Origin of the sequence: Flavobacterium sp. S87F.05.LMB.W.Kidney.N (genome assembly GCF_004366435.1) — a bacterium.
In the GTDB taxonomy this organism is placed as follows: domain Bacteria; phylum Bacteroidota; class Bacteroidia; order Flavobacteriales; family Flavobacteriaceae; genus Flavobacterium.
Genome location: NZ_SODX01000001.1, coordinates 1,088,199 through 1,112,506 on the forward strand (window position 1 = coordinate 1,088,199; position 24,308 = coordinate 1,112,506).

General features: G+C 33.5%; 24 protein-coding genes and 1 tRNA gene. 13 read left to right on the forward strand and 12 right to left on the reverse strand.

All coding sequences use genetic code 11. The features are described from left to right. Positions 1–37 precede the first annotated feature (37 nt). The 7 genes from murG to EDB96_RS04820 all read left to right on the forward strand — a co-directional run bounded on the left by murG (position 38) and on the right by EDB96_RS04820 (position 7,668). Positions 38–1,123, forward strand: a complete 1,086-nt coding sequence (murG, locus tag EDB96_RS04790) for an undecaprenyldiphospho-muramoylpentapeptide beta-N-acetylglucosaminyltransferase (RefSeq protein ID WP_134139460.1) — start codon at positions 38–40, stop codon at positions 1,121–1,123. Positions 1,124–1,325: 202 nt separating this feature from the next. Then, on the forward strand, positions 1,326–2,675 hold the full coding sequence (gene murC, locus EDB96_RS04795; RefSeq protein ID WP_134139462.1) for a UDP-N-acetylmuramate--L-alanine ligase: 1,350 nt from the start codon (positions 1,326–1,328) through the stop codon (positions 2,673–2,675). Continuing rightward, complete coding sequence (locus EDB96_RS04800) at positions 2,662–3,384, forward strand: cell division protein FtsQ/DivIB (protein WP_057117185.1); 723 nt, start codon at positions 2,662–2,664, stop codon at positions 3,382–3,384. Before murC ends, EDB96_RS04800 begins: the two co-directional genes overlap by 14 nt. 6 nt (positions 3,385–3,390) lie before the next feature. Then, the gene (ftsA, locus tag EDB96_RS04805; RefSeq protein WP_057117184.1) at positions 3,391–4,800 is read left to right on the forward strand and encodes a cell division protein FtsA; all 1,410 of its coding nucleotides are present in this window, start codon (positions 3,391–3,393) and stop codon (positions 4,798–4,800) included. An 86-nt stretch (positions 4,801–4,886) separates the two neighbouring features. After that, entirely contained in the window at positions 4,887–6,863 is a 1,977-nt protein-coding gene (ftsZ, locus tag EDB96_RS04810; RefSeq protein ID WP_134139463.1) for a cell division protein FtsZ, read from the forward strand. Between the two features lie 201 nt (positions 6,864–7,064). Further along, positions 7,065–7,514 carry a GatB/YqeY domain-containing protein gene (locus tag EDB96_RS04815; protein WP_057117182.1) on the forward strand — a complete coding sequence of 150 codons (450 nt, stop codon included), beginning with the start codon at positions 7,065–7,067 and terminating at the stop codon, positions 7,512–7,514. Positions 7,515–7,594: 80 nt separating this feature from the next. Then, positions 7,595–7,668 (forward strand) — tRNA-Arg (locus EDB96_RS04820). Positions 7,669–7,705: 37 nt separating this feature from the next. Here EDB96_RS04820 and EDB96_RS04825 read toward each other — a convergent pair. From EDB96_RS04825 to EDB96_RS04850, 6 genes are all read right to left on the reverse strand, one after another. Further along, complete coding sequence (locus EDB96_RS04825) at positions 7,706–7,897, reverse strand: hypothetical protein (RefSeq protein ID WP_134139464.1); 192 nt, start codon at positions 7,895–7,897, stop codon at positions 7,706–7,708. Between the two features lie 187 nt (positions 7,898–8,084). After that, positions 8,085–8,609: a hypothetical protein gene (locus tag EDB96_RS04830; protein ID WP_134139466.1), complete on the reverse strand. Its 525-nt coding sequence runs from the start codon at positions 8,607–8,609 to the stop codon at positions 8,085–8,087. 80 nt (positions 8,610–8,689) lie between these two features. Then, positions 8,690–9,154 carry a DUF962 domain-containing protein gene (locus tag EDB96_RS04835; RefSeq protein WP_134139467.1) on the reverse strand — a complete coding sequence of 155 codons (465 nt, stop codon included), beginning with the start codon at positions 9,152–9,154 and terminating at the stop codon, positions 8,690–8,692. Between the two features lie 45 nt (positions 9,155–9,199). Continuing rightward, on the reverse strand, positions 9,200–9,715 hold the full coding sequence (locus EDB96_RS04840) for a DUF2199 domain-containing protein (protein WP_134139468.1): 516 nt from the start codon (positions 9,713–9,715) through the stop codon (positions 9,200–9,202). 341 nt (positions 9,716–10,056) lie between these two features. Next, the gene (locus EDB96_RS04845; protein WP_134139470.1) at positions 10,057–11,286 is read right to left on the reverse strand and encodes a TMEM143 family protein; all 1,230 of its coding nucleotides are present in this window, start codon (positions 11,284–11,286) and stop codon (positions 10,057–10,059) included. A 402-nt stretch (positions 11,287–11,688) separates the two neighbouring features. Next, positions 11,689–12,153 carry a hypothetical protein gene (locus EDB96_RS04850; protein WP_057117174.1) on the reverse strand — a complete coding sequence of 155 codons (465 nt, stop codon included), beginning with the start codon at positions 12,151–12,153 and terminating at the stop codon, positions 11,689–11,691. Between the two features lie 288 nt (positions 12,154–12,441). Between EDB96_RS04850 and EDB96_RS04855 the strand changes: the two genes are divergently transcribed. Then, a complete protein-coding gene (locus tag EDB96_RS04855) occupies positions 12,442–12,858 on the forward strand; it encodes a hypothetical protein (RefSeq protein ID WP_134139471.1) in 417 nt (138 codons plus the stop codon). Between the two features lie 74 nt (positions 12,859–12,932). On the opposite strand, the gene EDB96_RS04860 is transcribed toward EDB96_RS04855, so the two are convergent. Both EDB96_RS04860 and EDB96_RS04865 read right to left on the reverse strand, forming a co-directional pair. Continuing rightward, positions 12,933–13,646 carry a LytR/AlgR family response regulator transcription factor gene (locus EDB96_RS04860; protein ID WP_134139472.1) on the reverse strand — a complete coding sequence of 238 codons (714 nt, stop codon included), beginning with the start codon at positions 13,644–13,646 and terminating at the stop codon, positions 12,933–12,935. After that, positions 13,619–14,704: a sensor histidine kinase gene (locus EDB96_RS04865; RefSeq protein ID WP_243839308.1), complete on the reverse strand. Its 1,086-nt coding sequence runs from the start codon at positions 14,702–14,704 to the stop codon at positions 13,619–13,621. The genes EDB96_RS04860 and EDB96_RS04865 overlap by 28 nt, the downstream gene beginning before the upstream one ends. An 87-nt stretch (positions 14,705–14,791) precedes the next feature. Here EDB96_RS04865 and EDB96_RS04870 point away from each other — a divergent pair, with 87 nt between their 5' ends. From EDB96_RS04870 to EDB96_RS04890, 5 genes are all read left to right on the forward strand, one after another. After that, positions 14,792–15,781 (forward strand): hypothetical protein, encoded by a 990-nt coding sequence (locus tag EDB96_RS04870; RefSeq protein ID WP_134139474.1) that lies wholly within the window; start codon positions 14,792–14,794, stop codon positions 15,779–15,781. Between the two features lie 8 nt (positions 15,782–15,789). Next, entirely contained in the window at positions 15,790–16,029 is a 240-nt protein-coding gene (locus EDB96_RS04875; RefSeq protein WP_241774361.1) for a hypothetical protein, read from the forward strand. 243 nt (positions 16,030–16,272) lie between these two features. Continuing rightward, the gene (locus EDB96_RS04880; RefSeq protein ID WP_134139475.1) at positions 16,273–17,802 is read left to right on the forward strand and encodes a SulP family inorganic anion transporter; all 1,530 of its coding nucleotides are present in this window, start codon (positions 16,273–16,275) and stop codon (positions 17,800–17,802) included. A 361-nt stretch (positions 17,803–18,163) separates the two neighbouring features. Continuing rightward, entirely contained in the window at positions 18,164–19,072 is a 909-nt protein-coding gene (locus EDB96_RS04885) for a helix-turn-helix domain-containing protein (RefSeq protein ID WP_134139476.1), read from the forward strand. Positions 19,073–19,163: 91 nt separating this feature from the next. Beyond that, on the forward strand, positions 19,164–20,003 hold the full coding sequence (locus tag EDB96_RS04890; RefSeq protein WP_057117169.1) for an oxidoreductase: 840 nt from the start codon (positions 19,164–19,166) through the stop codon (positions 20,001–20,003). 253 nt (positions 20,004–20,256) lie between these two features. Here the strand turns inward: EDB96_RS04890 and EDB96_RS04895 are convergent, their stop codons facing one another. The 4 genes from EDB96_RS04895 to groES all read right to left on the reverse strand — a co-directional run bounded on the left by EDB96_RS04895 (position 20,257) and on the right by groES (position 24,243). Next, positions 20,257–21,456: an ectonucleotide pyrophosphatase/phosphodiesterase gene (locus EDB96_RS04895; RefSeq protein ID WP_057117168.1), complete on the reverse strand. Its 1,200-nt coding sequence runs from the start codon at positions 21,454–21,456 to the stop codon at positions 20,257–20,259. Positions 21,457–21,756: 300 nt separating this feature from the next. Beyond that, complete coding sequence (gene groL / locus EDB96_RS04900; RefSeq protein WP_057117167.1) at positions 21,757–23,388, reverse strand: chaperonin GroEL; 1,632 nt, start codon at positions 23,386–23,388, stop codon at positions 21,757–21,759. A gap of 141 nt (positions 23,389–23,529) precedes the next feature. Then, on the reverse strand, positions 23,530–23,886 hold the full coding sequence (locus EDB96_RS04905) for a four helix bundle protein (RefSeq protein ID WP_134139478.1): 357 nt from the start codon (positions 23,884–23,886) through the stop codon (positions 23,530–23,532). Positions 23,887–23,967: 81 nt separating this feature from the next. Continuing rightward, on the reverse strand, positions 23,968–24,243 hold the full coding sequence (gene groES, locus EDB96_RS04910) for a co-chaperone GroES (protein ID WP_012023920.1): 276 nt from the start codon (positions 24,241–24,243) through the stop codon (positions 23,968–23,970). Positions 24,244–24,308 lie beyond the last annotated feature (65 nt).

The window sequence follows — 24,308 nt, forward strand, 5'->3', positions numbered from 1 at the left end:
AAAGAATAGTTTTAAAAACGTTGTAATTTTTTAAATGATGACAAAGTATAAATTCATACTTAGCGGAGGAGGAACAGGAGGACATATTTATCCTGCGATTGCGATTGCAAATGAATTAAAATTACAATTTCCTGATGCAGAATTTCTTTTTGTTGGTGCCAGAGATAAAATGGAAATGCAGAAAGTGCCTCAGGCAGGTTACGAAATAAAAGGTCTTTGGATAGCTGGTTTACAACGAAAATTGACTTTACAAAATATGATGTTTCCTCTTAAACTAGCAAGCAGTTTATTGGAATCAAGAAGAATTATTAAAAAATTCAAACCAAATGTAGTAATAGGAACGGGTGGTTTTGCCAGCGGACCTTTACTTCAAGCGGCAGGTTCGGCAGGAATTCCGACAGTGGTTCAAGAGCAGAATTCATTTCCAGGAATTACCAATAAATTATTGAGTAAAAAAGCAAATAAAATTTGCGTCGCTTATCAAAATTTGGAACGTTTTTTTCCGAAAGAAAAAATTGTTTTAACTGGGAATCCAGTACGTCAGGATTTAATTGATATCGACAGTAAACGTGATGAAGCAATTTCGTTTTATGGTTTAGATCCAAATAAAAAAACTTTGTTGGTTTTAGGGGGAAGTTTAGGAGCGAGAAGAATCAATCAGTTAATTGAAAAAGAATTGCAAAATTTTCTTTCGCAAGATGTTCAGGTAATCTGGCAATGTGGAAAACTATATTTTGAAGATTATAAAAAATACAATCAGCCAAATGTAAAAGTGGTTGATTTTATCGAAAGAATGGATTTTGTATATGCAGCATCAGATGTAATAATTTCACGAGCAGGAGCTTCGTCAGTATCAGAATTATGTATTGTTGGAAAACCTGTAATTTTTATTCCATCTCCAAATGTAGCTGAGGATCACCAGACTAAAAATGCGCAGGCTATTGTAGATGCAAAAGGTGCAATTTTATTGAAAGAATCTGAGTTGGAAAGCCAGTTTAGCATTGTTTTTGAAGCGCTGTTGAAAGATGAAGGTAAACAGAAACAATTGAGTGACAATATTAAAAAATTGGCTATGCCAAATGCTACAAAAGTAATTGTAGAAGAAATCAAAAAGTTGTTATAATATAAATTTTCAAGAAAATTATACAACATCAAGAGAAAGGAAGAACGCTATTTTAGGGGACTTTCGATTCTTATAAGTATAAAAACATAATGGCTTAGTTTTTAGTTTTTTAGGAAAAACCAAGATGAAAGCTTAACACAATTATAAAGCATAAAGTTTATGGTTTAGCGCCTGAAACTTAATACTTAAAGAAGAAATTAAGATGAATTTAAATCAAATACAAAACGTTTATTTTATTGGTATCGGAGGAATCGGAATGAGTGCCTTGGCTCGTTATTTCAAATATATTGGAAAACAAGTTTCAGGTTATGATAAAACCCCTTCTATGCTGACAAGTGAATTGATTGAAAGTGGTATTGATATTCATTTTGAAGATAATATTAGTTTAATTCCAACCGATTATTATGTAGAGAATACACTGGTTATTTTTACACCGGCGGTTCCAAAAACACATTCTGAGTGGAATTATTTTATAGAAAGACATTATGAGGTTAAAAAACGTGCAGAAGTTCTTGGAATTATAAGTAAAGATACATTTTGTTTTGCAGTTGCTGGAACACACGGAAAAACAACAACATCTAGTATTCTGGGGCATATTTTATTTCAAAGCGGAGCTGATGTTACAGCTTTTATTGGAGGAATTGTTGAAAATTATAATTCAAACCTAATTGGAAGTGGAAAAACAGTAACTGTTGTTGAAGCCGATGAATTTGACAGATCATTTTTGCATTTACGTCCGGATATCGCGTGTGTAACGTCTATGGATGCAGATCATTTGGATATTTATGGAACTAGTGAGGCAATTGAGGATTCTTTTAGAGAATTTGCGGCAAAAGTAGAAGATAAAAACAATCTCTTCATAACAAAAGAATTACCTCTTGAGGGCGTTCAATGTGCTATAAATGAAGATGCTGTATATAAGGCTTTTAATATTCGAATAGAAGATGGCGCTTATGTTTTTGATGTGCAGACACCGTCAGAAATTATGAAGGACCTTCGTTTTGGGCTGCCCGGCAAACACAATTTAATGAATGGATTGATGGCTATTGCGATGGCTAACACTTTTGGCACCCCGACCGAGTCTATTGCAAAAGCCATTGCTTCATTCAACGGAATCAGAAGACGTTTTTCGTATCAAATTAAGAGTGAAAAATTAGTATATATTGATGATTATGCACATCATCCGACAGAAATAAATGCTGTTCATCAGGCAGTTAGGGAATTGTATCCAGGTCGTAAAGTGCTGGCCATTTTTCAGCCTCATTTATTTAGCAGAACAAAAGATTTTGCTGATGGATTTGCCGAAAGCTTATCAAAATTTGATGAAGTGTTTTTAATGGATATTTACCCAGCTAGAGAACTTCCGATGGAAGGAGTAACATCTGAATGGCTTTTGGGTAAAATGACAAATTCGAACAAAAAAATTGTTGCAAAAAACGATTTATTGCGTGAAATCAAAGCCAGCGATGCACCAATAATTGTGACAATTGGAGCTGGTGATATAGGAGAAATGGTTCCGTCAATTAAAAAAATGCTAAATGAAAATATTTAATTGGACAAATATTCGATTAGTACTTATTTTAGGTCTTGTAGTTTTTTTATTTTCATTCGCACAACATCGAAATGGCGATCGAAAATTGAAAAAATCGATGGTCGTTTTTGTAGGAGAAAATACGCTTTTTGTGAAGCCTGAAACGGTTAATAAATTGTTGATAGAAAATAAAAGAGACGCTTCAAGTATTAGAAAAGATGAAGTAGATTTGAATAAGATAGAGAAAACCCTCGATACACAAGAGATGATTGAGAAGTCAAATGTTTTTGTAAGTATCGATGGAGTTCTAAAAGCAGTAGTAAAACAGAAGACGCCCATAGCAAGAGTTTATGACGGCGACGCTTCTTTTTATATTGATTACGAGGGTAATAAAATGCCTTTGTCTGACAATTTTACTGCAAGAGTTCCGCTTGTTTCAGGGGCAATTAATAAAAAAAATAACGAAGATTTAGCAGCTTTATTTCGCACAATTTATGACGATGCGTTTTTGAAAAAAAACATCATTGCAATAGAGATTATGCCGAATGGAAGCCTAAAAATGTTTAATCGTAACTATGATTACTTCATAGATTTCGGCAGAACAATGAATGTTGATAAGAAATTTAGAAACTATAAAGCCTTTTTTCAAAAAGCAGTTTTAGATAGTTCGTTATATAAATACAGTAAAATTGACCTTAGGTTTACGGAACAAGTAGTTTGCACTAAATAATAGAAAATGGAAAAAGATAACATTGCAGTAGGTCTAGATATTGGAACAACCAAAATCGTTGCCATGATTGGCAAGAAAAATGAATATGGTAAGTTGGAGATTTTGGGCATTGGTAAATCCAAAAGTTTGGGTGTTGCCAGAGGAGTAGTAAACAACATTACGCAGACGATTCAATCGATTCAACAAGCGATAATCGAAGCAGAAAATAATTCAGGTTACAAAATAAAAGATGTTGTTGTAGGGATCGCCGGGCAGCACATCAGAAGTATACAGCATACTGATTACATCAGCAGAAATAATCCAGAAGAGGTTATTGGTGAAAATGATATTCAGCTCCTAATCGATCAGGTAAATAAACTGGCGATGTTACCAGGAGAAGAAATTATTCATGTTTTACCGCAGGAATTTAAAATCGACGGGCAGTCTGAAATTAAAGAGCCAATCGGAATGTACGGCGGAAGATTAGAATCTAGTTTTCACGTTGTAGTTGGACAGGCTTCTTCAATTAGAAATGTTGGAAGATGTATTCAGAGTTCAGGAATTGAATTATCTGGTTTAACACTAGAGCCATTAGCTTCTGCCGATGCGGTTTTAAGTCAAGAAGAAAAAGAAGCTGGTGTTGCGCTTATCGATATTGGTGGCGGAACAACAGATTTGGCTATTTTCAAAGATGGTATCATTCGTCATACAGCGGTGATTCCTTTCGGTGGAAATGTAATTACAGATGATATTAAAGAAGGCTGTTCGATTATCGAAAAACAAGCAGAACTTTTAAAGATCAAATTCGGATCAGCATGGCCGGGAGAAAATAAAGATAATGAGATCGTTTCGATTCCTGGTTTAAGAGGAAGAGAACCAAAAGAAATTTCATTAAAAAACTTATCTAAAATTATTCACGCAAGAGTTGTGGAAATTGTAGAACAGGTTTTTGCAGAAATAAAAGCATACGGTCACGAGGATCCTCGTAAAAAACTAATTGCTGGTATTGTATTAACAGGTGGTGGTGCGCAATTAAAGCACATCAAACAATTGGTAGAATACATTACAGGAATGGATACTAGAATTGGTTATCCAAATGAGCATTTAGCAGGGAATTCTGGAGAAGAAATCTCTAGTCCATTATTCGCAACAGCGGTTGGATTAGTAATGAACAGTATTGAAAACAGTTCTCAAAGTGCTGTTAGAATGGAACTGGTTAATGAACAGCCAAAAGTGGTTTACAGAAATGCACCAACTCCAGTACAGCGATACGAAGTAGAAGAAAACTACGTTGAGAGAGTAGAAGCTATTGAAGAGACAAGAGAAGTTGTGAGTCATAAAGCAGCTAAAGACGAGTCTACTGAAAATAAAATAAGAAGATCATTTTTTGATCGATACGTTGATAAAATCAAAGAATTTTTAGACAACGCAGAATAATTAGAATAACAAGAGAAGGAAATTACTTTTTGCCCCAAGTCAAGAAGTAAAAAATGTACTAAATAAGAATTTCAAAAACCAAAAAGATGATGAGCAACTCAGAATTTGGAAGTATTTCATTTGATTTACCAAAAAATCAATCAAATGTAATCAAAGTAATAGGTGTAGGCGGAGGCGGAAGTAACGCAATCAACCACATGTTCAAGCAAGGTATTAAAGGCGTAGATTTTATCGTTTGTAATACCGATTCACAAGCGCTGCAAAATAGTTCAGTACCAAATAAAATTCAATTAGGAGTTAATTTAACTGAAGGATTAGGAGCAGGAGCAAACCCAGATGTTGGACAGCAGTCTGCTATCGAAAGTATTTCTGATATTGAAAAAATGTTAGATAGAAATACTAAGATGGTATTTATTACTGCTGGTATGGGTGGAGGAACAGGAACAGGTGCTGCTCCGGTAATCGCTCAATTAGCAAAAGAAAGAGAAATACTAACAGTTGGTATCGTGACCATTCCGTTTCAATTTGAAGGGAAAGTACGTCAGGAGCAAGCAATTATTGGAATCGAAAAACTACGCAAGCAAGTCGATTCATTAATTGTAATCAACAACAACAAATTAAGAGAAGTATACGGAAATCTTGGTTTTAAAGCTGGATTCTCTAAAGCGGATGAAGTTTTGGCAACTGCCTCTAGAGGTATTGCCGAAGTAATTACGCACCACTATACTCAAAATATCGATTTACGTGATGCAAAAACTGTTTTGGCTAACAGTGGAACAGCTATCATGGGATCTTCTGTGGCAACAGGTGAAAACAGAGCAAAAGACGCTATTGTTTCGGCTTTGGATTCTCCTTTGTTAAACGACAATAAAATTACAGGTGCCAAAAACGTATTGTTGCTTATCGTTTCTGGAACTAATGAGATTACTCTTGATGAAATCGGAGAAATCAACGATCACATCCAAGCTGAGGCTGGTTACAATGCAAATATTATCATGGGAGTTGGTGAAGACGAAACTCTTGGTGAAGCTATTGCTGTAACTATTATTGCTACAGGTTTTGATGTAGAACAACAAAATGAAATTGTTAATACAGAACCTAAAAAAATCATTCATACGTTAGAAGATGAGCAGAGAAGTGTTCATAATTTAACTAGTAGACCACTTACTTCTTTCGACTTAACAGTTGATACACCTACAGCAAAAACTGAAGATAAAGTTGTTTTTGATTTAATGGATGATGACGAAACATTTACGCCAACTCCACAAGCTGTTGCTCCAGCAATCAATCAGGAAGAGTTAGTGGTAATGTCTGAATTTATTAAAAATTTGGATGTGACTTTCGAAATTGTTTCGCCAATTACAGATATCGATTTTACAATTTCTGCACCAGAAACTCCAGTTGTACAACAAGTACAACAACAGCCTGTGCAGCAACAAAGAGTTTTTGAAAGAGAAGAGCAGACTACTTTTTCTTTTGATCTACCTTTGTTTAAATCAGAGCCTGTAAAAAGGGAACCAGTTATTGAAGATAATAAAGTTTTGTTTGAATTGACAAATGAAACACGCGAGATAAAAGTAAATGATCCTGTACAGTTTGTGCCGGTAACAGAAGTTTCTGATAACGGAATCATCAAATATTCTCTAGAAGAATATATGGAAGTTGAAAACGACTTGTTGACTTCTAAACCAATTGAAAAAGTGGTTGAAGATGTTGTTCCAGAGGAATTAAATATTACTTTGAAACCAAGAACTGATTTTGCTAGCCAAGCTGATTTTACAACTACTTCTGAAGTTTCTCCAATGGAATTAACAATTGAAGAAACACTTCGTTTAAGAGCAGAAGAAAGAAGAAAGAAACTAAAAGAGTTTAACTATAAATTCCATAATAATGTTTCTAGAATTGATGAGCTGGAAAAAGAACCAGCTTACAAAAGACTAGGAATTGATTTATCGAATTCACAGTCAAATAATACAAATTCTAGAATCTCTGTTGGAACAGACAGTAACAATGATTTACAATTGCGTTCAAACAATTCATTTTTGCACGACAACGTAGATTAATTTTAGAATCATAATATTAGGATGACCCGAAAATTGGATTTAATTTTCGGGTTATTTTTTTTATCTTCGCACAGAATTTAAAAATTTGACTTCTTAAGTTGATTTTTAAAGTTAATTCTATTGTCAGTTCGAGCGAAGTCGAGAACAAACTTTCAATATAAATATCAATTTATAAGCACTGCTTATTCAAATAAAAAAAATATGAGTTTACAAGCAAAGATCATGGACGAGATCAAAACGGCCATGAAAGCAAAAGATACTGTTGCATTAGAAGCATTGAGAGCTATTAAATCTGAATTGTTACTAGCAGCAACTTCTTCTGGATCAAAAGAAGAATTATCAGAAGATGAAGAAATTAAATTACTTCAAAAATTGGTAAAAACACGTAAAGAAAGCGCAAGAATCTTTACAGAACAAAATCGTCCTGATTTAGCTGAACCAGAATTGGCTCAGGTTGCAGTAATCGAGAAGTTTTTACCAGCTCAATTAAGCGAAGAAGAAGTAGAAGCTGTTATTGCTAAAATTATTGCAGAAACAGGTGCTTCTGGAATTGCATCAATGGGAAAAGTTATGGGATTAGCTTCTGCACAATTAGGCGGAACTGCTGAAGGAAAAACTATTTCTACAATTGTGAAAAAATTATTGTCATAATTAATTTTAGATTTTTAGAATGTAGATTTTAGATTCCAATCAGTAATCTAAAATCTATAATCTGAAATCATAAATAAACTGACCTCGTAGTTCAACTGGATAGAATATCAGATTTCGGCTCTGAGGGTTGGGGGTTCGAACCCCTCCGGGGTCACAAAAAAAGCGCATATCTTTAAGAGTTTGCGCTTTTTTTATTTTTCAGAACGCTTTTTAAAGTTTTTAATTAAAACAATAACAGAAAACACAAAAACAATTATATACAAAACTGCTAGTGCAGGTTTCTCAAATTTAAAGGTTTCAAAGTCAAATTGCTTGTATAAGGTTACACCTAAAATGATAGTGATAACCCAAAAAATAAATGTAATTGGTTTTTTATTTTCCATAGTTTATAGTTTTAATGTTAAGAGATTTTTTTACTCCAAATTTGGATTTAGAATTGTATTGACCGCGCCCTATAGAAATATGTAAACTATTTTTTTGGTATAAAAAAAGGGTAAAAAAAATCTTTCTTGTCCTTTTATATATATCTGTTGGTATTTTGTTGAATAAACTCGAAGCGATTTTACTTGTCTAGTACTGTTCTTTTTTTAATTCGGCGATTCCTTTGTAATCTTTAGGTTGTGAGTATAAGACAAAACCAACGAGTTGCCATTCGTTAACACCAGAAACGATATATTCACATTGATCTTTTTTGCCTATTTTTTTAATTTCAATATAAGAGGGTTTCCAAGTTGTACCAATAGTATATCCTGTTTTGTATGTAGTAGCTGAAATTACTTTTTCTGTATCATATTTTATAGTGATATTAATTTTTGAGATTAAATCTTCGTCAATTATTATTGTTGACAAATAGGTGTTGAGAGATGGTTTATCTAGCTCTTTATTTTTTTGTTCTGTAGGCTCAAATCTTAAACTTTGATTTACAGTGTCTTTATCTTTTTTTGGATTTGTAATGAAAGATAATAAAACAAAAGAAAATACTACGGCACCAAATGTACCTATATTATCGCGGATCAGTTTAGTTGCTCTAAAACAGATAACAATAAAATAAAGTATAATCGCAATGTTTAAGATTCCCCAGATTAATTGTATCATAAGATTAGTTTTTGGTAAATCAAAAATATAAATAATATTTTTAAAATAAGAGAATACTTATTTTTTAGTAATCATATAAATTACTTTCTAGAAAACAAGTTTTCTACCACCCAAGCCGGACCAATCAATAGAAACTGAAGATCTTTTAAGAAAGAGGGTTTTTTGCCTTCAATATTGTGTCCGTAGAATTGTCCGATCCAGGCAATAACAAAAACGCCAATTGAGAATGCCCACAGCGGAACAATTTGCCCGATGTAATAATTAATAACCAAACAAATTGCAGAAAAAATAGCAATTTTAATCGCCATTGTAACTGATAATCTGATGTAAAAAATAAGAACGAAAAGTAAAACTACAAATGCCCAATTTTCAATAATTGGCAAATTTAATTTTAAGGTATCAGCGATAATTCCACTCGGAATACTCATTAATAAACCTACAATAGAAAAGAAAATAGCAGGAACACAAATATAGTGTATCGCTTTGTTTGTTGGGTTTTGGTGGCTTACGGCATATTCGGCAAACCACTGCTCTAATGTTCTCATTTTTTTGGTTTTAAGGTTAGATGCGTAAATCTAATAAAATTTCTTTTAGCTTTTACCGTGCTGTATTTTCATAATTTCATCGACGATTGAAATGGCTTTTTCAAAGGTTATTCCATTTTCCTGATCAATGGTTAGAGGATGGTTTTCTTCGATCATTTTAATTTCTGGAATTAATCCTAATTCTTGTTCAATGGCAATTGATTTCAGTGAAATTGTTTTGCCATAAGTAGGCACATCGGTTTGCATCCAGCCAAAATAAGGTTCTTGATTAATTCTATCTGGATCTTCCCATAAATCCATTCGCAGGCAAAAATTTTCTTCGCTTATTGTGGTCCAGACATTAAAAACGAAATCTTCATGATAATCAATTATCGGTATAGTCAATCTTCCTCGATGGAAAAAATGTTCTTCATCTACATAACACCAGCTGCCGCCATATTCTATGCGCTGTTCTCTTTCTTCGGTCGGAATAGAAAAATAGTAAGCAGGATATTCGTTGCCAAAACATAAGGGAATTTCGTCGTAAATTTCTCCGCAGCAGGAGCATTTGTAAGTGTACATTTTTTATTTTTTTTGGGAATATAACGAATTATAAATGGTTTAAAAGTAGTAGAATTGAAATTGCCCAAAATAGACTTGGGCACAATCCTAAAGCAATCCAGATGAATTTATATTGTACTTTTAAGTTAAAATCTTTTTTTAAAACAAAAATTAAAAAGAGAAAAGATAAGATTAAAGAAATGAGATGGAAGATATAACATGAAATCCAGCCAACATGATAAAGCCATCTTAATTTGTCAATATACCTAAATTGTTGCGTGCTTTTAATCATAATAAAAGCCAAAATAAATAAGGTTATTGTAAAAATAGAAAATGACTTTAAGTTATTCATTTTTTTAAACTTATTTCTGATTATATTCAAAAACACTATCCCACAACTCATCGATTTTGATTAGTGCTTCGTTTAGAGGAATCACCTGCCATTTCCCGTTAGTTTCTATTCCTATTCCAATACTTTTTAATTTTAGTAATGCATCGTTTACATCAAAATCCAACTCGGTTTTTAAATGAGAAGAAAACCAAGATTCAATTTGTGAATCTAGCTCTTCGGCTGTTGATGGGGTTTGACTTCTATTTAGAAATGCGTATGCCAAGATTGTTTCTTTTAAGGCTTCTTCTTCTGATGAATTTAGTAGTGAATAGAAAGCACCGCTGTTGTTTCCGACATTCTTAAAATACAAACTATCCGAAAGTGTTTTAGAATATCTGATTTTCTTGTTTATGAAGTTATTGTATTGACGAAAACAATAAGCAGCTAAAATTCCCAAAGCAATTAATCCTTGATTTAAGGAAGTTTTACTGTTCAATAAATCAATGGTTTCACCAGTTTGATATGCATCGTACATATTGATAAGCGCAGGAATTACTTTGGCACTTAAAAGCGAAATTCCACCAAAAACTCCAGGAACCCAAAGCAGCATTTTGTCTTTCAATGACATTTTCGGAATTGCATTCGGAAATATCGTTTCAAGATCGTTTTTAGGAACGCGTTTAAATATTTTCAAGGCAATTGAACCTGGATCAATGGGCATCTTTCCTAATTTGACTTTTTTTGCCGTTAGATAATCTGCGTCGCTGTAATTGAGGTAGATAAGAACACGATCGTAATATTCGATTTCCACTTCTTTTTTCCAGAAAAAATATTTCTTGACTTTTTCTTTTGCCTTATGATGGCCACGTGCGTATAGTTCGTAATCTTTGAAAGCATTAAAATCTATTGCCAGATTTAAACCAATTAAATCAGATTCTTGAAAGGCTTCTTTTAGAATATCTTCGTTAATTCTGTAATAATTACCACGTTCTAAAACTTTAAGTAAGGTTTTTTTAAAAACTCCAAAATCACTTTTACCAATAAAACCTTCACGTTCTTTTTCGCTCAAATCTGGATCGTAAAGCGCGTAATGCTGCTTTAAGTTTCGGTTAAGATTAAAAGATTCGTAATGATAATAATGCTCTATAATATCAAAAAACTTTTTAAAATCTGCAGCCTTTTGTTGATCTTCCGCGAAAGCTGCAATCTGCTGCTCGAGTAAAAATTCTTTATTAAACGGAATATAATGTTCTCGTGTCATTTGATTCTGGGCTTTAATTTCGTGGCGTTTATTAAACGCAAAAATACTTCTTTTTTTTGAGGGGCAAAGAGAAGAAAGGGGGCAAAATGGCAGAGGTACAAAGGCACAAAGGTTTGAAAGGAAAAAACATCTTGTGCTTTGCGGCTACTATCAAAACAAAAAAAGTGGGATTTCTAATCGTTACCAGCGATTTGAAATCCCACTTTGTGTTCCAAAAAAAAAGTGACAAAAAATTTAAAAAGCCTTCTCGAAGAAAACTTATATTCTAACTAAAAAATTATTCTTAGCAATATTAGTACATAATAAAATTGTGACTATAGGTATTTATACGTGTTTTTTTTAAGTGCTAAGTTGCTAGGATGCTAAGGTTTTGATTGTTTGTTTTTTATGAATCAAATTGGTTTAATTTTGTCCGGATTTTTTTAATTCGATTACGCCTTGAATGTACTTGATTAATTCGTCTTTATTTACAGAAAAAAGAGCAGATTCTTCTTCTGTGTTTAAATACAAATTGGCGATGCTTTCTGCGTCCATATTTTGTGTTAAATAGTGGTGTTCTGCAAATTGTATAAGATGATCAACAAAAAGTTCGCGTTGTTTTCCTTTCTCTATTGTTTCTTGATCACCTTCTTTTATTTTTTCGATTACAGATTCTGGTAGATCTATAGTGAGATACATGCAGTCTACAGTAACTTTAGACAGCATTTCTTTAGGCACCCTTCCAACTGCATTGCAATAAGCGCAGGGTGCAGGAACCCATTTTAATTGTCTATTTAAACGAACAATGTCTTCCCATTCAACAAATCCTTTGCCGAGACACCTCGGGCATTCTATATCTGATCGTTTAAATAAATTGAATATGCTCATTGGTTATAAAATATTCTTAGTGGTTTTGTAGCATGCGAATTTAACCAATTAAGTAAGAAAAGTTATTCAGATAAAATGTTTTTTTTAAAGAAAAGAATAAACAACGAATGCTGAATTGCTTTATAATGTCTAAAACATCGGTTATGCAAAAGGTTTTTAATATGTTTCACTAGGTTTAGGACATAGATATTATGTAATGAAAAGATAAATTGCATGAAATGGAGTTTGTCGTTTAATATCTTAAATTTGATAGATAATTCTTTCAAATTTTAATTATTGATCTTTACTATGGAAAATATACACACAACTAAAACACAAAATTTCTTTAGAATTTTGCTGGGACTTTTTATGATAACCGCTGCTTTTGGGCATCTTACTTTTCAAAGAATAGATTTTCAGGCGCAGGTTCCTAACTGGGTTCCTATGGATAAAGATTTAGTAGTGATTCTTTCTGGAATTGTAGAACTAATACTTGGGCTTGCTCTCATTTTTTTGACAAAATATAAAGTTCACATGGGAATTTTCCTTGCCGTATTTTATGTAATGGTTTTTCCGGGCAATATTGCCCAATATTTAAATAGAATTGATGCGCTGGGCATGAACACAGATCAAGCGCGTTTGATACGATTGTTTTTTCAGCCTGTTTTGATTTTTCTGGCTTTATGGTCTACTGGGGCGATTGAGTATCTAAGGAAAAAGAAGTAAATCCAAAATGGGTTTAAAATTAAAGCATGAAGTTCAACTTTTCCAAAAGTTGTCTAATTATCAAAATTGACAAATTATCTAATTGAAATATTATCTAGCAAAATTTGATACCTCCTTCCCACAGGAATAATTTCGCCATTAGACATAGTGAGATTTTTAAAAGTAACAGCGGTAATTTTAGCAGTATTGACGATATAAGAACGATGTACTTGAAGGAAATTTGAACAGTCAATCTCTGTACTTATGCTTGCAAGCGAACCGTAAATAATAATTGGCGATTTTAGTTTGCAGTTGTGCAGTTTCATGTAATTGCCCAGACTTTCTATATATAAAATATCAGCGAGCGGAGTTTCTAGTAATTGCCCATTAGAACGGTACGAAAGTACTTTTTCGTTACTATTTGTTTCTTTTTTAAGAGTATTTCCAGAATAATAAGTTTTGGCTTTTTCTATGGCTTTTGAAAATTTTTCTAACGAAATGGGTTTCATTAAATAATCAATTGCATCGTTTTGGTAAGCCGAAAGCGCAAAATCAGAATAAGCTGTTGTGACAATTGTAAGCGGTCGGTTGGGCTGCAATTCCATTAATTCTACACCTGAAATTACAGGCATATTAATGTCTAGAAAAATAATGTCATATTGATTTTCGTTAAGTAGTTTTATGGCTTCCATACCATTAAAAGCGCTTCCGGAATGTTCCAGTTCGTCAAATTTCGAGATGTGCGAAATCAGCGCTTTGTGCGCCGGCGATTCGTCATCGATTATGAGACAGCGGTAGGTAAATGCCATATACTTAATTTTACTACAAACATGTTTTTTTCTTTTTTACAGCTTAAATCGTGTTTTAAGCCGTAAACTTCTAAACGTCTTTTTAGGTTTTCAATTCCGATTCCTGTGCTCGAAAGACGCGAACCCGAATCAAGATAATTGTTTTTTAAAGTAAAAGACAAATTTCGACATTTTACTTTTAAATCCAGATTAATAAAAGGTTCTGCAGTTTCGGCAGAAAACTTCACGGCATTTTCTACCAATGGTAAAAAAAATAAAGGCGGAATCTCGATTTCGTCAAATGCACCTTCTAGATTTTGTGTTACATTCAAACGTTCGTTTCTAAAGGTGTAATATTCAATATATTTTTTTACGAAAGCAATTTCTTCTTCCACCAAAACAAAATCTTTTTTAGAAGCTTCGATCTGATAACGCAGCATATCCGAAAGATTTAGGATTCGATCTGGAACTTTATCGGGTTCGGCCAGGGCTTCGCCGTAAAGATTATTCATCGCATTGAGTAGAAAATGCGGATTTAACTGCTGTTTTAAAAACGAAAGTTCCGATTTGAAATTCATAATATCTTTATCGGCATCCATGATTTTTTTGGTGATAACGACATGAATGAAATAAAAAAATGTTCCGTTGATTATTAAAGATAATATTTGAAGTGTCTTAAAATTTCCTAATCCCACCAGAGGAAAAAACCAATTCATAAAAAAGTAAAAACAAGTCCAATACCCAACAAGAAGTGTGAAAAAGAGTTTGACTTTCTTTTTAAATAAAATAGGTTTGATGATGAAAACATTAAAAAATGTTATCCAGACAATGCAAGGGAAATATCCGACGGCAATTTTGCTCAAAATATATGCCCAGCTGTGTCCGTCGAGTCTTATTTCGTCGTAAACACAAGCAAGAATAACCAAATAAACAAGTGTATTTACAAAGAGATTTCGAAAAAAAAAGTTCTGATAAATTTTAGCGATTGTCATAACGGCAAAAATAATATAATCGTATAGTTTTAAGCCAATTGTAAGAGGGAAATTATACAAACGCCATTCGTATAAATCATACGCCACTGGTATAAAATTACTATTAGAATATGAGCTTGTAAATTACTTTTGAGCCGAATTTATAATTTATTCCAAAAACAATTTATACCAATTATGAAGTCTAAAATCATTTCAGTTTTCGTTGTGTTTATTTCCGTGCACGCTATTGCTCAGGAAAAAGAGCCAGGTATAAAAGCACTAGGAAAAGCAATAGTAGACAAATTCCCTACAACCAGAACTTTTGATTTGCAATATGAACAGTTAGGACCTTCTAATTACGATTCTGAATTATTTGGGAATAAATTTGAAAGAGGAAGAGTTGAAAATCACAGTCGTTTTAAAGCAGCTTTTAATCTGCCATTTTATGCTTCAAAATCAAAGCGTTTTGTTTTGACGACTTCGCTTCGTTATAAATATGAAAGTTATCAGTTTGGAGACATTTATAGTTATGCCACAACCCAAACTTATAGAAGAGAAAATGAAGATATTCATTACTGGGCAGGTGCTGTGACGGCAACTTATATGGCATCTCTTTTTAATAAACCTGTTATTTACAGTGCTACGGCATCAGTTGATGGAAATGAAGAGAATTTACAGCGTATAAAAGGATTTGCATCGTCAGTTTTGGTGCTTACGAGAACTCCTTCTACGACAATTACTGCTGGAGTTTTGGTATTGCTGGATCCGTCTTCTATTGTACCGCTAACGCCGCTTTTCTCGATGAATCATAAATTTAAAAACTCAAAATGGGATATGGATTTTATTCTCCCACAGCGATTATTATTTAGAAGAGAATTGTTAGAAAATGGAAGAATTTCCTTAGGAACGGAATTAAATACTGAAACTTTTTATCTAAATTTAAACTCCTCAAATTTACATGGAGTTTACGAACTCAATCAATTAGAATTAAAATCGGGCATTACTTATGAATACAGCTTTACCCCAAAGCTGATTGCATTTGTAAAAGGCGGTTTTAATAATGTTGTCAGCGCTCGAATTACCGAGAAGGGAGAACGCACCAATCGCTATGTTTATGATCAAAAAGAAGATACACAGGGTTATTTTAGATTCGGAGTATCTTATAATCTTTTTAATAGAAAGTAAGAATGTATATGTTTAAAGAATTAAAAGAGTCACCCATGGTTGTGGAAATTTTTAAAACGAATGTTCAGAAAGAATCTGATAAAAATTATGTCATCGCCGTTATTCAAACTCAATTTCCAGATTATAAAATAAATTTTGATCTTGAAGACTGCGATAAAATTTTAAGGGTAGAAGGTATAGATCTGGAGTGCGATAATATAGTGGATTATATGCATTGCCTAGGTTATACCTGTGTAAGACTTGATTAATTTATATTGAAAAACAGGTGTAAGTACGCAGCTATATTTGTTTCTTTTGTAAGTATTTTTGCTTAATAATTTTAATTTAATATAAATTATCAAGATGACAGGTTTTATTCTTTACATTTTAATTTTTCTCTTAGAACAATTACGCTAATACAGCTGTTCTGCTTATCGCATTAATTTCTTGCCGCTTTTTCACCACGAAAAGGTTTGTTCTTTTTTTGCATATTATTTTTCTAATTTTGTGCCATGAAAAAAGCGTTCCAACTCTTCGATTTTACCCAAGAAGTCAATTATAAAAATGAAATTTTAGCTGGTTTAACAGTGGCAATGACCATGATTCCAGAATCTTTGTCGTTTGCTATTCTTGCAGGATTTCCGCCTTTGGTTGGGTTATATGCGGCCTTTATAGCGGGTTTAATAACAGCTATTTTTGGAGGAAGACCCGGAATGATTTCTGGTGGAGCAGGGGCAACTGTAATTGTTTTGATCGCTTTAATGAAATCGCACGGAATAGAATATGTTTTTGCAGCCGTCGCACTTGGCGGAGTTGTGCAGATTTGTATCGGACTCTTTAAACTCGGAAAATTTATACGACTCGTTCCGCAGCCTGTTATGTTTGGTTTCGTAAACGGATTGGCAGTTGTAATTTTCATGTCGCAGCTGGAGCAGTTTAAAACCGTTGTAAATGGTCAAGTTTCTTGGCTTCAAGGAACGCCATTGTATATAATGGTTGGTTTGGTCACGCTTACTGTTGCTATTGTTTTAATTTTTCCGAAAATTACAAAAGCCGTTCCCGCATCTCTGGTAGCAATTATGATTGTATTTGCGTTGGTAATTGTATTTAATATCGAAACCAAAACGGTAGAAGATATTGCTTCTGTTCAAGGCGGATTTCCTCCGTTTCATATCCCAAATATTCCGATTTCTTTTGACACTTTAAAAGTGATATTTCCATATTCTGTAATTGTCGCGGCCGTTGGTTTGACTGAAGGTTTGCTTACGCTGAATTTAGTCGACGAAATTACTGGAACTCGCGGAAACAGTAATCGCGAATGTATTGCGCAGGGAAGTTCAAACATATTAAACGGATTTTTGTACGGAATGGGCGGCTGCCCAATGATCGCACAGACTTTGGTAAATCTTGGTGCTGGTTCTAGAGCAAGACTTTCTGGAATTATTGCAGCTTTGACTATTTTGCTGATTATACTTTTTGGCGCGCCTGTAATTGGTAAATTGCCTATGGCAGCTTTAGTCGGCGTCATGATGATGGTTGCGATTACGACTTTTGAATGGGCAAGTTTCCGGATTATAAACAAAATGCCGAGACACGACATTTTTGTCGGAATTTTGGTTGCTGTAATTACGATTGTATTGCACAACTTAGCCTTGGCGGTTTTAATTGGTGTGATTATTTCGGCTCTAGTTTTTGCTTGGGAAAGTGCTAAAAGAATTCGTGCGAGACATTATATTGATGAAAATGGAGTAAAACATTATGAGATTTATGGTCCCTTATTTTTCGGATCCATAACTGCTTTTATGGAAAAGTTTGATGTAAAAAATGACCCCAAAAACGTTATAATTGATTTTAAAGAAAGCCGTGTTTCCGATATGTCTGCAATTGAAGCTTTAAACAATCTGACTAAAAAATACAATCAATTAGATAAAGTAATTGAATTGGAACATTTGAGTCCGGACTGCAGGCAATTACTTAAAAATGCGGATGCCGTTATTAAAGTGAATGTGATTGAAGATCCAACTTATAAAGTAGTGTCTTGATAATTGTGAATTGTGAATTGTTAATGGTGAATTTTTAATGTTGCGATCCAATTTTCTGTAGAGACGCACTGCAGTGCGTCTGCTTACTGTTTGTATATCGTTTCTTATCATAGGTTAAACCCGACAGGTTTTTAAAACCTGTCGGGTTTCTTGCGTTATATTGTTGCGTTGTTTCTGCGCATAAGACGCACTGCGGTGCGTCTCTACAGATGTAATTGGATTATGATTAAAATTTTTGTAATGTGTTAAGTTTGTCAGGCTGAGCGTGCTGAAACTTCGGGAGAAGCCACACACCAATTATCTAATTTTCTAATTGACAAAATTTCTAATTAAAATAATTTGATTTTTGTAACTTTACAAAATGAAACTGACAGAAACACTAGAAGATTTTTATACAATTAAAATAAAAGGAATGCCCGAGAGTCTTAAAAAAGAAATCGGACATTTTAATGTTTTTAAATTGGATGATTATGTTGGAAGTACTTGTAATCCTTTGCCTTATACCCGAAAGGACTTTTATAAAATAAGTTTGATTATTGGTAAAAACAAAGTTCATTATGCAGATAAAACAGCAGTCATTGAAGATCAGGCTTTATTTTTTGCAAATCCGCAGATTCCATACAGCTGGGAACATATAGATGAGAATCAAACCGGATTTTTCTGCATTTTTACAGATGCTTTTTTTAGTCAATTTGGCAATTTAAAAGAGTATCCATTATTTCAGCCTGGCGGAAATCCCGTGGTTCCAATTTCAACAGAATTAGCAGAATCTCTTAAAGCCATTTATTTAAGAATGTTCGACGAAATTAATTCTGATTATGCTTTTAAATATGATATTCTTCGAAATCTAGTTTTTGAGATTATTCATTTAGCACTCAAAACACAGACTGTAACTACTTCATTATATAGTAAATCGAATGCCACTATCCGAATTTCGTCTTTGTTTTTAGAATTATTAGAGCGTCAGTTTCCAATTGAATCTATTACGCAGCAAATTAATTTCCGTTCGCCATCTGAATTTGCGAATCAGTTAAATGTGCATATTAATCATTTGAATAAATCTTTAAAAGAAACAACTGGAAAAACAACTTCTCAGATTATTTCAGAAAGAATTGTTCAGGAAGCAATGATTTTATTGAAACAAACCAACTGGAATATTAGCGAAATTGCATGGTGTTTGGGATTCGAAGAATCATCTCATTTTATTAATTTCTTCAAAAAAAATGTTCAGGTTTCACCAAAAAACTATCGTCAAGTAGAAATTGTTTGATTTTTGCAATTTCTGGTTTGATTCTTTTAATGTTTGAGAAGCACTTCGCTCATAACTTTGTCCTGTAATTAAAACGTAAAAAATTAAAATCATGGAAAATAACAAAGTTTGGTTTATCACAGGTGCTTCAAAAGGACTTGGATTAGAATTAGCTAAAAAATTATTAGCAGAAGGTTTTAAAGTTGCTGCAACTTCTAGAAGTGAAGAGGCTTTGATGAAAGTATTAGGAAATACATCTGAAAACTTTCTTCCTTTAGAAATGGATTTGGTTGATGAAAAAAGCGTTAAAAATGCTATTGAAAAAACTATAAGTCATTTTAAAACAATCGATGTTTTAGTGAATAATGCGGGTTATGGTTTATTAGGAGCTTTGGAAGAATTAACAGATGCTGAATCTAGAAAAAATTTCGAGGTAAATGTTTTCGGATTATTGAATGTAATTAGAAATACAATGCCGATTCTTCGTGCTAACAAATCAGGACATATTTTTAATATTTCTTCTGTTGGAGGTTATGTTGGGAATTTTCCAGGCTGGGGAATTTACTGTTCTACAAAATTTGCCGTTGCAGGTTTAACAGAATCGTTATCTGCTGAGGTAAAAGAGTTCGGAGTTCATGCAACAATCGTTTATCCAGGTTATTTTAGAACAGATTTCTTAAAAGATAGTTCTCTGTTATTGCCAGAAAATCCGATTGCGGCTTACAAAGAAGTTAGACAATCTGAAAATGCTCACAAAGAGAGCATCAACGAAAATCAGCCAGGAGATCCAGAAAAATTAGCCGATGCATTAATTAAAGTGAGCCAAGATGAAAATCCGCCGTTGCATTTATTCTTAGGAGAAGATGCTTTTAATATGGCAAATCAGAAAATTGCAAGTGTCCAAGATGAATTGGGTAAATGGAAAGAGGTTTCAGTTGGGACTAATTTTTAATTAGATAATTTGTCAATTTGGATAATTAGAAAATGATTTTACTGTTGACGCTTACGTGAGTCTTCTCTGAATATAACAAACCCGACAGGTTTTTAAAACCTGTCGGGTTTGTTGTGTTTATAAACTGTCAGGCTGAGCGTCCCGAAACTTCGGGAGAAGCCCGCGTGCCAATTGGAATGCCTTTCGACTTCGCTCAGGGTGACATTTAATTCATTTTCTAATTATCAAATTTTCTAATTGCCACATTATCTAATTAACGAAGCATCGATTTTACATCACTCAGTTTTCCATCAATCTCTCCAATTTGTAAACCTAGAATATGGGCAATTAGCGGGTAAACAGAAACATTCGGGAAAGTTTTGACTGTTTTATCTATTTTAAAAGCAGGACCTTTTGCATAAAAAATAGCATGCATATCTTTTTCATTGTTATCATAACCATGCGTTCCGCCTTTTATATGCGTACTTTCTTTACTGACTAAGCTATATCCTTTTTCGGCTTCAATAACGAAATCATGTACACGCGCATTAGTGCCGTAATGAAGTCTCTTTGGAACTTCGGTTGATTTCCAGAATTTAATATGTGGAACTTTCTTTAAAGCATTATAAATCGAATCCTGAAATCCAGCTTTTGCCTGTAAACTCATAATTGGGTTAATAACATCTTTGTAGCCAAGCCATTCTGGTTTTAAATAATCCAAAACAGCCACTTTTTTATCATTGCTGATATTGGCCATTCCGTGGTCTGAAACAATAATTAAATTGATTTGTTTTCCAATTGGCAGTTGATCCAATTTTCGCGATAATTCCCCCATAATAGAGTCCATTTTAATAACTGCTTTTTTGGTTTCAGGCGAATTTGGGCCAAAATTATGTCCGCTGTGGTCAGGCTCGTCAAAATACAAAGTTACAAGATGTGGTCTTTGTTTTTCTGGTAGTTGCAGCCATTTCATAACCGTATCAATTCTAGCTTCATACGGAATTTTACCATTGTAATTTTTAAAATAACTCGGATTTCTATTATCTATATCAGAGCCCGGCCAGAAAAAAGAAGCCGTTTTTACGCCTTGCTGTTCAGCCAAATTCCAAATCGGATTGCCGCCATAAAATCGGGAATCATTTTTTGCATTGCTTGATAAAGAAAATGATTCGTTTAAAGAGGCATCATAAAAAACATTATTAATAATTCCGTGATGATCTGGATAAAGTCCTGTCACTATAGTATAATGATTAGGGAAAGTTTTTGTTGGATAAGAAGGTTTCATAGATTTTGCATGAACGCCTTCTTTTGAAATTTGTTTAAGATTCGGAAGATTGAATTGCTTACCATAATCCCAGCGAAAACCATCCATAGAAACTAAAACAACATAAGCATCTTTATTGGTTTGGGAATGTGAAAGAGTAGTAAGAAATAAGAATGTGAAAGATAAAAGGTGAGTTGTAAATTTTCTCATTTTGCAATTTTAAATAGAACTGCAAAGGTAGAAATAACAGATTTTTTAAAGAAAAAGAGAATGTTAAACTAACGGAAATGTTTGCCACGAATTTTCAAAATGCTTTGTTTAGAAGAAAGTTGCCACAGATTAAAATGATTTTCACAGATTATAATCTTTTTTAATCCTTTAATCTGTGGCTAAAAAAATTGGCAAGATTTAGAAAAAATTATTCGTGAAAATTCGTGTAATCGTGGCAAATAAAAACAAAAAAAAACGCCAGATTAATATCCGGCGTTTTAAGTTTTAAGAAAAGAACGATTACATCATTCCTGGCATTCCGCCTCCCATTGGCATTCCGCCTCCGGCATTTTCTTCTTTAATATCAATTAATGCACATTCTGTAGTAAGAATCATTCCAGAAACAGATGCAGCGTTTTCAAGAGCTACACGAGTTACTTTTTTAGGATCGATAATTCCAGCAGTGAGCATATCTACATATTCGTCAGTTTTTGCATTGTATCCAAAGTCGCCTGAACCTTCAGAAACTTTAGCCACAACAACAGAACCTTCAAGACCAGCGTTTTCAACGATAGTTCTTAATGGAGCTTCAACAGCACGAGAAACAATTTGGATTCCTGTAGCCTCATCAGCGTTATCAGCTTTTAAGTCAGCTAAAGCGAGTTTTGCTCTTAATAAAGCAACACCTCCACCAGCAACAATTCCTTCTTCTACAGCAGCACGAGTTGCGTGTAAGGCATCATCAACTCTGTCTTTTTTCTCTTTCATTTCTACTTCAGAAGCAGCACCAACGTAAAGAACAGCAACACCACCAGCTAATTTAGCCAAACGCTCTTGCAATTTTTCTTTATCATAATCAGATGTTGTAGTTTCCATCTGACCTTTAATTTGGTTTACTCTATTTTTGATAATATCAGCTTCACCAGCACCGCTTACGATAGTAGTATTGTCTTTATCGATAGAAACTCTTTTTGCGTTTCCTAACATTTCGATAGTTGTATTTTCAAGAGTATAACCTCTTTCTTCAGAAATTACAGTTCCACCAGTTAAGATTGCGATATCTTCCAGCATTGCTTTTCTTCTGTCTCCGAAACCTGGCGCTTTTACAGCAGCAATTTTAAGAGCACCTCTTAATTTGTTTACCACTAATGTAGAAAGAGCTTCTCCGTCAACATCTTCAGCAATAATTAATAATGGTTTTCCTGATTGAGCAACTGGCTCTAAAACTGGAAGTAATTCTTTTAAAGAAGATACTTTTTTGTCGTATAATAAGATGTATGGAGAGTCTAATTCAACTTCCATTTTCTCTGGGTTTGTTACGAAGTAAGGAGAAAGGTATCCTCTGTCAAACTGCATTCCTTCAACAACGTCAACGAAAGTATCAGTTCCTTTAGCTTCTTCAACAGTAATTACACCTTCTTTTCCAACTTTTGCAAAAGCAGTAGCGATTAACTCACCAATAACTTCGTCATTATTCGCAGAGATAGAAGCAATTTGTTTGATTTTATCAGAATCGCTTCCAACAACTTTAGCTTGTTTTGCTAAGTCGGCAACAATAGTTTCAACAGCTTTGTCGATACCACGTTTTAAATCCATTGGATTTGCACCTGCAGCAACGTTTTTAAGACCTTCTTTTACGATAGCCTGAGCTAAAACTGTAGCAGTTGTAGTTCCGTCTCCTGCTAAATCATTGGTTTTAGAAGCCACTTCTTTAACCATTTGAGCGCCCATGTTTTCTAATGGGTCTTTTAATTCGATTTCTTTTGCAACCGAAACACCATCTTTAGTAACTGTTGGTCCACCAAATGATTTTCCAATAATTACGTTACGACCTTTTGGTCCAAGCGTTACTTTTACAGCATTTGCTAATGCATCAACACCACGTTTTAATCCGTCACGTGCTTCAATATCAAATTTTATATCTTTTGCCATTTTTTTTATTTGCTTTAGGCAGTAGGCTTTAAGCTTTAGGCTTTTCTCTACTGCTGATTAGTATTTGTTTTTTATTTGCCTTAAGCTTTAGGTAGTAGGCTTTACGCTTTGTTTAGAAGCTTATAGCTTACGGCTTAAAGCCTACTGCTTAACTAATATTTGTTTTAATTTGTAAATTTTGCTTTTAATGCTATTGATTTTTTCTATTTGATCTTGAGCAATTTCATTATTAAGATATTGCAAATCTTTAGCTAAAATCACAAGATATTCTGTTTCATTGGCAGAGCCTAAAGCGATGTTGAGAAATTGATTGAATTCTTTGTCGCTATTTCTTCCGCATCCTTCACTAATATTAGTTGGAATTGATGAAGAAGCCCTTCTGATCTGACTTGTTAATCCGTATAATTCTTCTTTTGGAAAAAGAGAAGTAATTTTATAGATTTCTAAAGTTAAAGAATGACTTAGCTGCCAAATATCATATTTCTTAAAATCTCTCATTCTTTTTTGGCTTTATGCTTTATGCAATAGGCTTTAAGCTTTTGTTGAAGCCTATAGCTTACGGCTTAAAGCTTACAGCAATTAAATTATCGCCAGAATATCATCTTCACGCATAATCAAATAATCAGTTCCTTCTAATTTTAATTCAGTTCCAGCATATTTGCCATAAAGAACAGTATCACCAACTTTTACGGTCATTGTATGATCTTTAGATCCGTTTCCTACTGCAACCACAGTTCCTTTTTGTGGTTTCTCTTTGGCAGTATCTGGAATAAAAATACCTGAGGCAGTTTTCGTTTCGGCTGCAACAGGCTCAATAAGTACGCGGTCTGAAAGCGGTTTAATGTTTAAAGCCATGATTTTTATATTATTATTAGTTATACATTTTTTAATGTTCAATAAACTTTCAGAAATTGTGCCAT

Bases quoted from the DNA above. Each gene is read 5' to 3' on its own strand.
- murG (WP_134139460.1), top strand. From the start codon at position 38: ATGACAAAGTATAAATTCATACTTAGCGGAGGAGGAACAGGAGGACAT.
- murC (WP_134139462.1), top strand. From the start codon at position 1,326: ATGAATTTAAATCAAATACAAAACGTTTATTTTATTGGTATCGGAGGA.
- EDB96_RS04800 (WP_057117185.1), top strand. From the start codon at position 2,662: ATGAAAATATTTAATTGGACAAATATTCGATTAGTACTTATTTTAGGT.
- ftsA (WP_057117184.1), top strand. From the start codon at position 3,391: ATGGAAAAAGATAACATTGCAGTAGGTCTAGATATTGGAACAACCAAA.
- ftsZ (WP_134139463.1), top strand. From the start codon at position 4,887: ATGATGAGCAACTCAGAATTTGGAAGTATTTCATTTGATTTACCAAAA.
- EDB96_RS04815 (WP_057117182.1), top strand. From the start codon at position 7,065: ATGAGTTTACAAGCAAAGATCATGGACGAGATCAAAACGGCCATGAAA.
- EDB96_RS04825 (WP_134139464.1), bottom strand. From the start codon at position 7,897: ATGGAAAATAAAAAACCAATTACATTTATTTTTTGGGTTATCACTATC.
- EDB96_RS04830 (WP_134139466.1), bottom strand. From the start codon at position 8,609: ATGATACAATTAATCTGGGGAATCTTAAACATTGCGATTATACTTTAT.
- EDB96_RS04835 (WP_134139467.1), bottom strand. From the start codon at position 9,154: ATGAGAACATTAGAGCAGTGGTTTGCCGAATATGCCGTAAGCCACCAA.
- EDB96_RS04840 (WP_134139468.1), bottom strand. From the start codon at position 9,715: ATGTACACTTACAAATGCTCCTGCTGCGGAGAAATTTACGACGAAATT.
- EDB96_RS04845 (WP_134139470.1), bottom strand. From the start codon at position 11,286: ATGACACGAGAACATTATATTCCGTTTAATAAAGAATTTTTACTCGAG.
- EDB96_RS04850 (WP_057117174.1), bottom strand. From the start codon at position 12,153: ATGAGCATATTCAATTTATTTAAACGATCAGATATAGAATGCCCGAGG.
- EDB96_RS04855 (WP_134139471.1), top strand. From the start codon at position 12,442: ATGGAAAATATACACACAACTAAAACACAAAATTTCTTTAGAATTTTG.
- EDB96_RS04860 (WP_134139472.1), bottom strand. From the start codon at position 13,646: ATGGCATTTACCTACCGCTGTCTCATAATCGATGACGAATCGCCGGCG.
- EDB96_RS04870 (WP_134139474.1), top strand. From the start codon at position 14,792: ATGAAGTCTAAAATCATTTCAGTTTTCGTTGTGTTTATTTCCGTGCAC.
- EDB96_RS04875 (WP_241774361.1), top strand. From the start codon at position 15,790: ATGTTTAAAGAATTAAAAGAGTCACCCATGGTTGTGGAAATTTTTAAA.
- EDB96_RS04880 (WP_134139475.1), top strand. From the start codon at position 16,273: ATGAAAAAAGCGTTCCAACTCTTCGATTTTACCCAAGAAGTCAATTAT.
- EDB96_RS04885 (WP_134139476.1), top strand. From the start codon at position 18,164: ATGAAACTGACAGAAACACTAGAAGATTTTTATACAATTAAAATAAAA.
- EDB96_RS04890 (WP_057117169.1), top strand. From the start codon at position 19,164: ATGGAAAATAACAAAGTTTGGTTTATCACAGGTGCTTCAAAAGGACTT.
- EDB96_RS04895 (WP_057117168.1), bottom strand. From the start codon at position 21,456: ATGAGAAAATTTACAACTCACCTTTTATCTTTCACATTCTTATTTCTT.
- groL (WP_057117167.1), bottom strand. From the start codon at position 23,388: ATGGCAAAAGATATAAAATTTGATATTGAAGCACGTGACGGATTAAAA.
- EDB96_RS04905 (WP_134139478.1), bottom strand. From the start codon at position 23,886: ATGAGAGATTTTAAGAAATATGATATTTGGCAGCTAAGTCATTCTTTA.
- groES (WP_012023920.1), bottom strand. From the start codon at position 24,243: ATGGCTTTAAACATTAAACCGCTTTCAGACCGCGTACTTATTGAGCCT.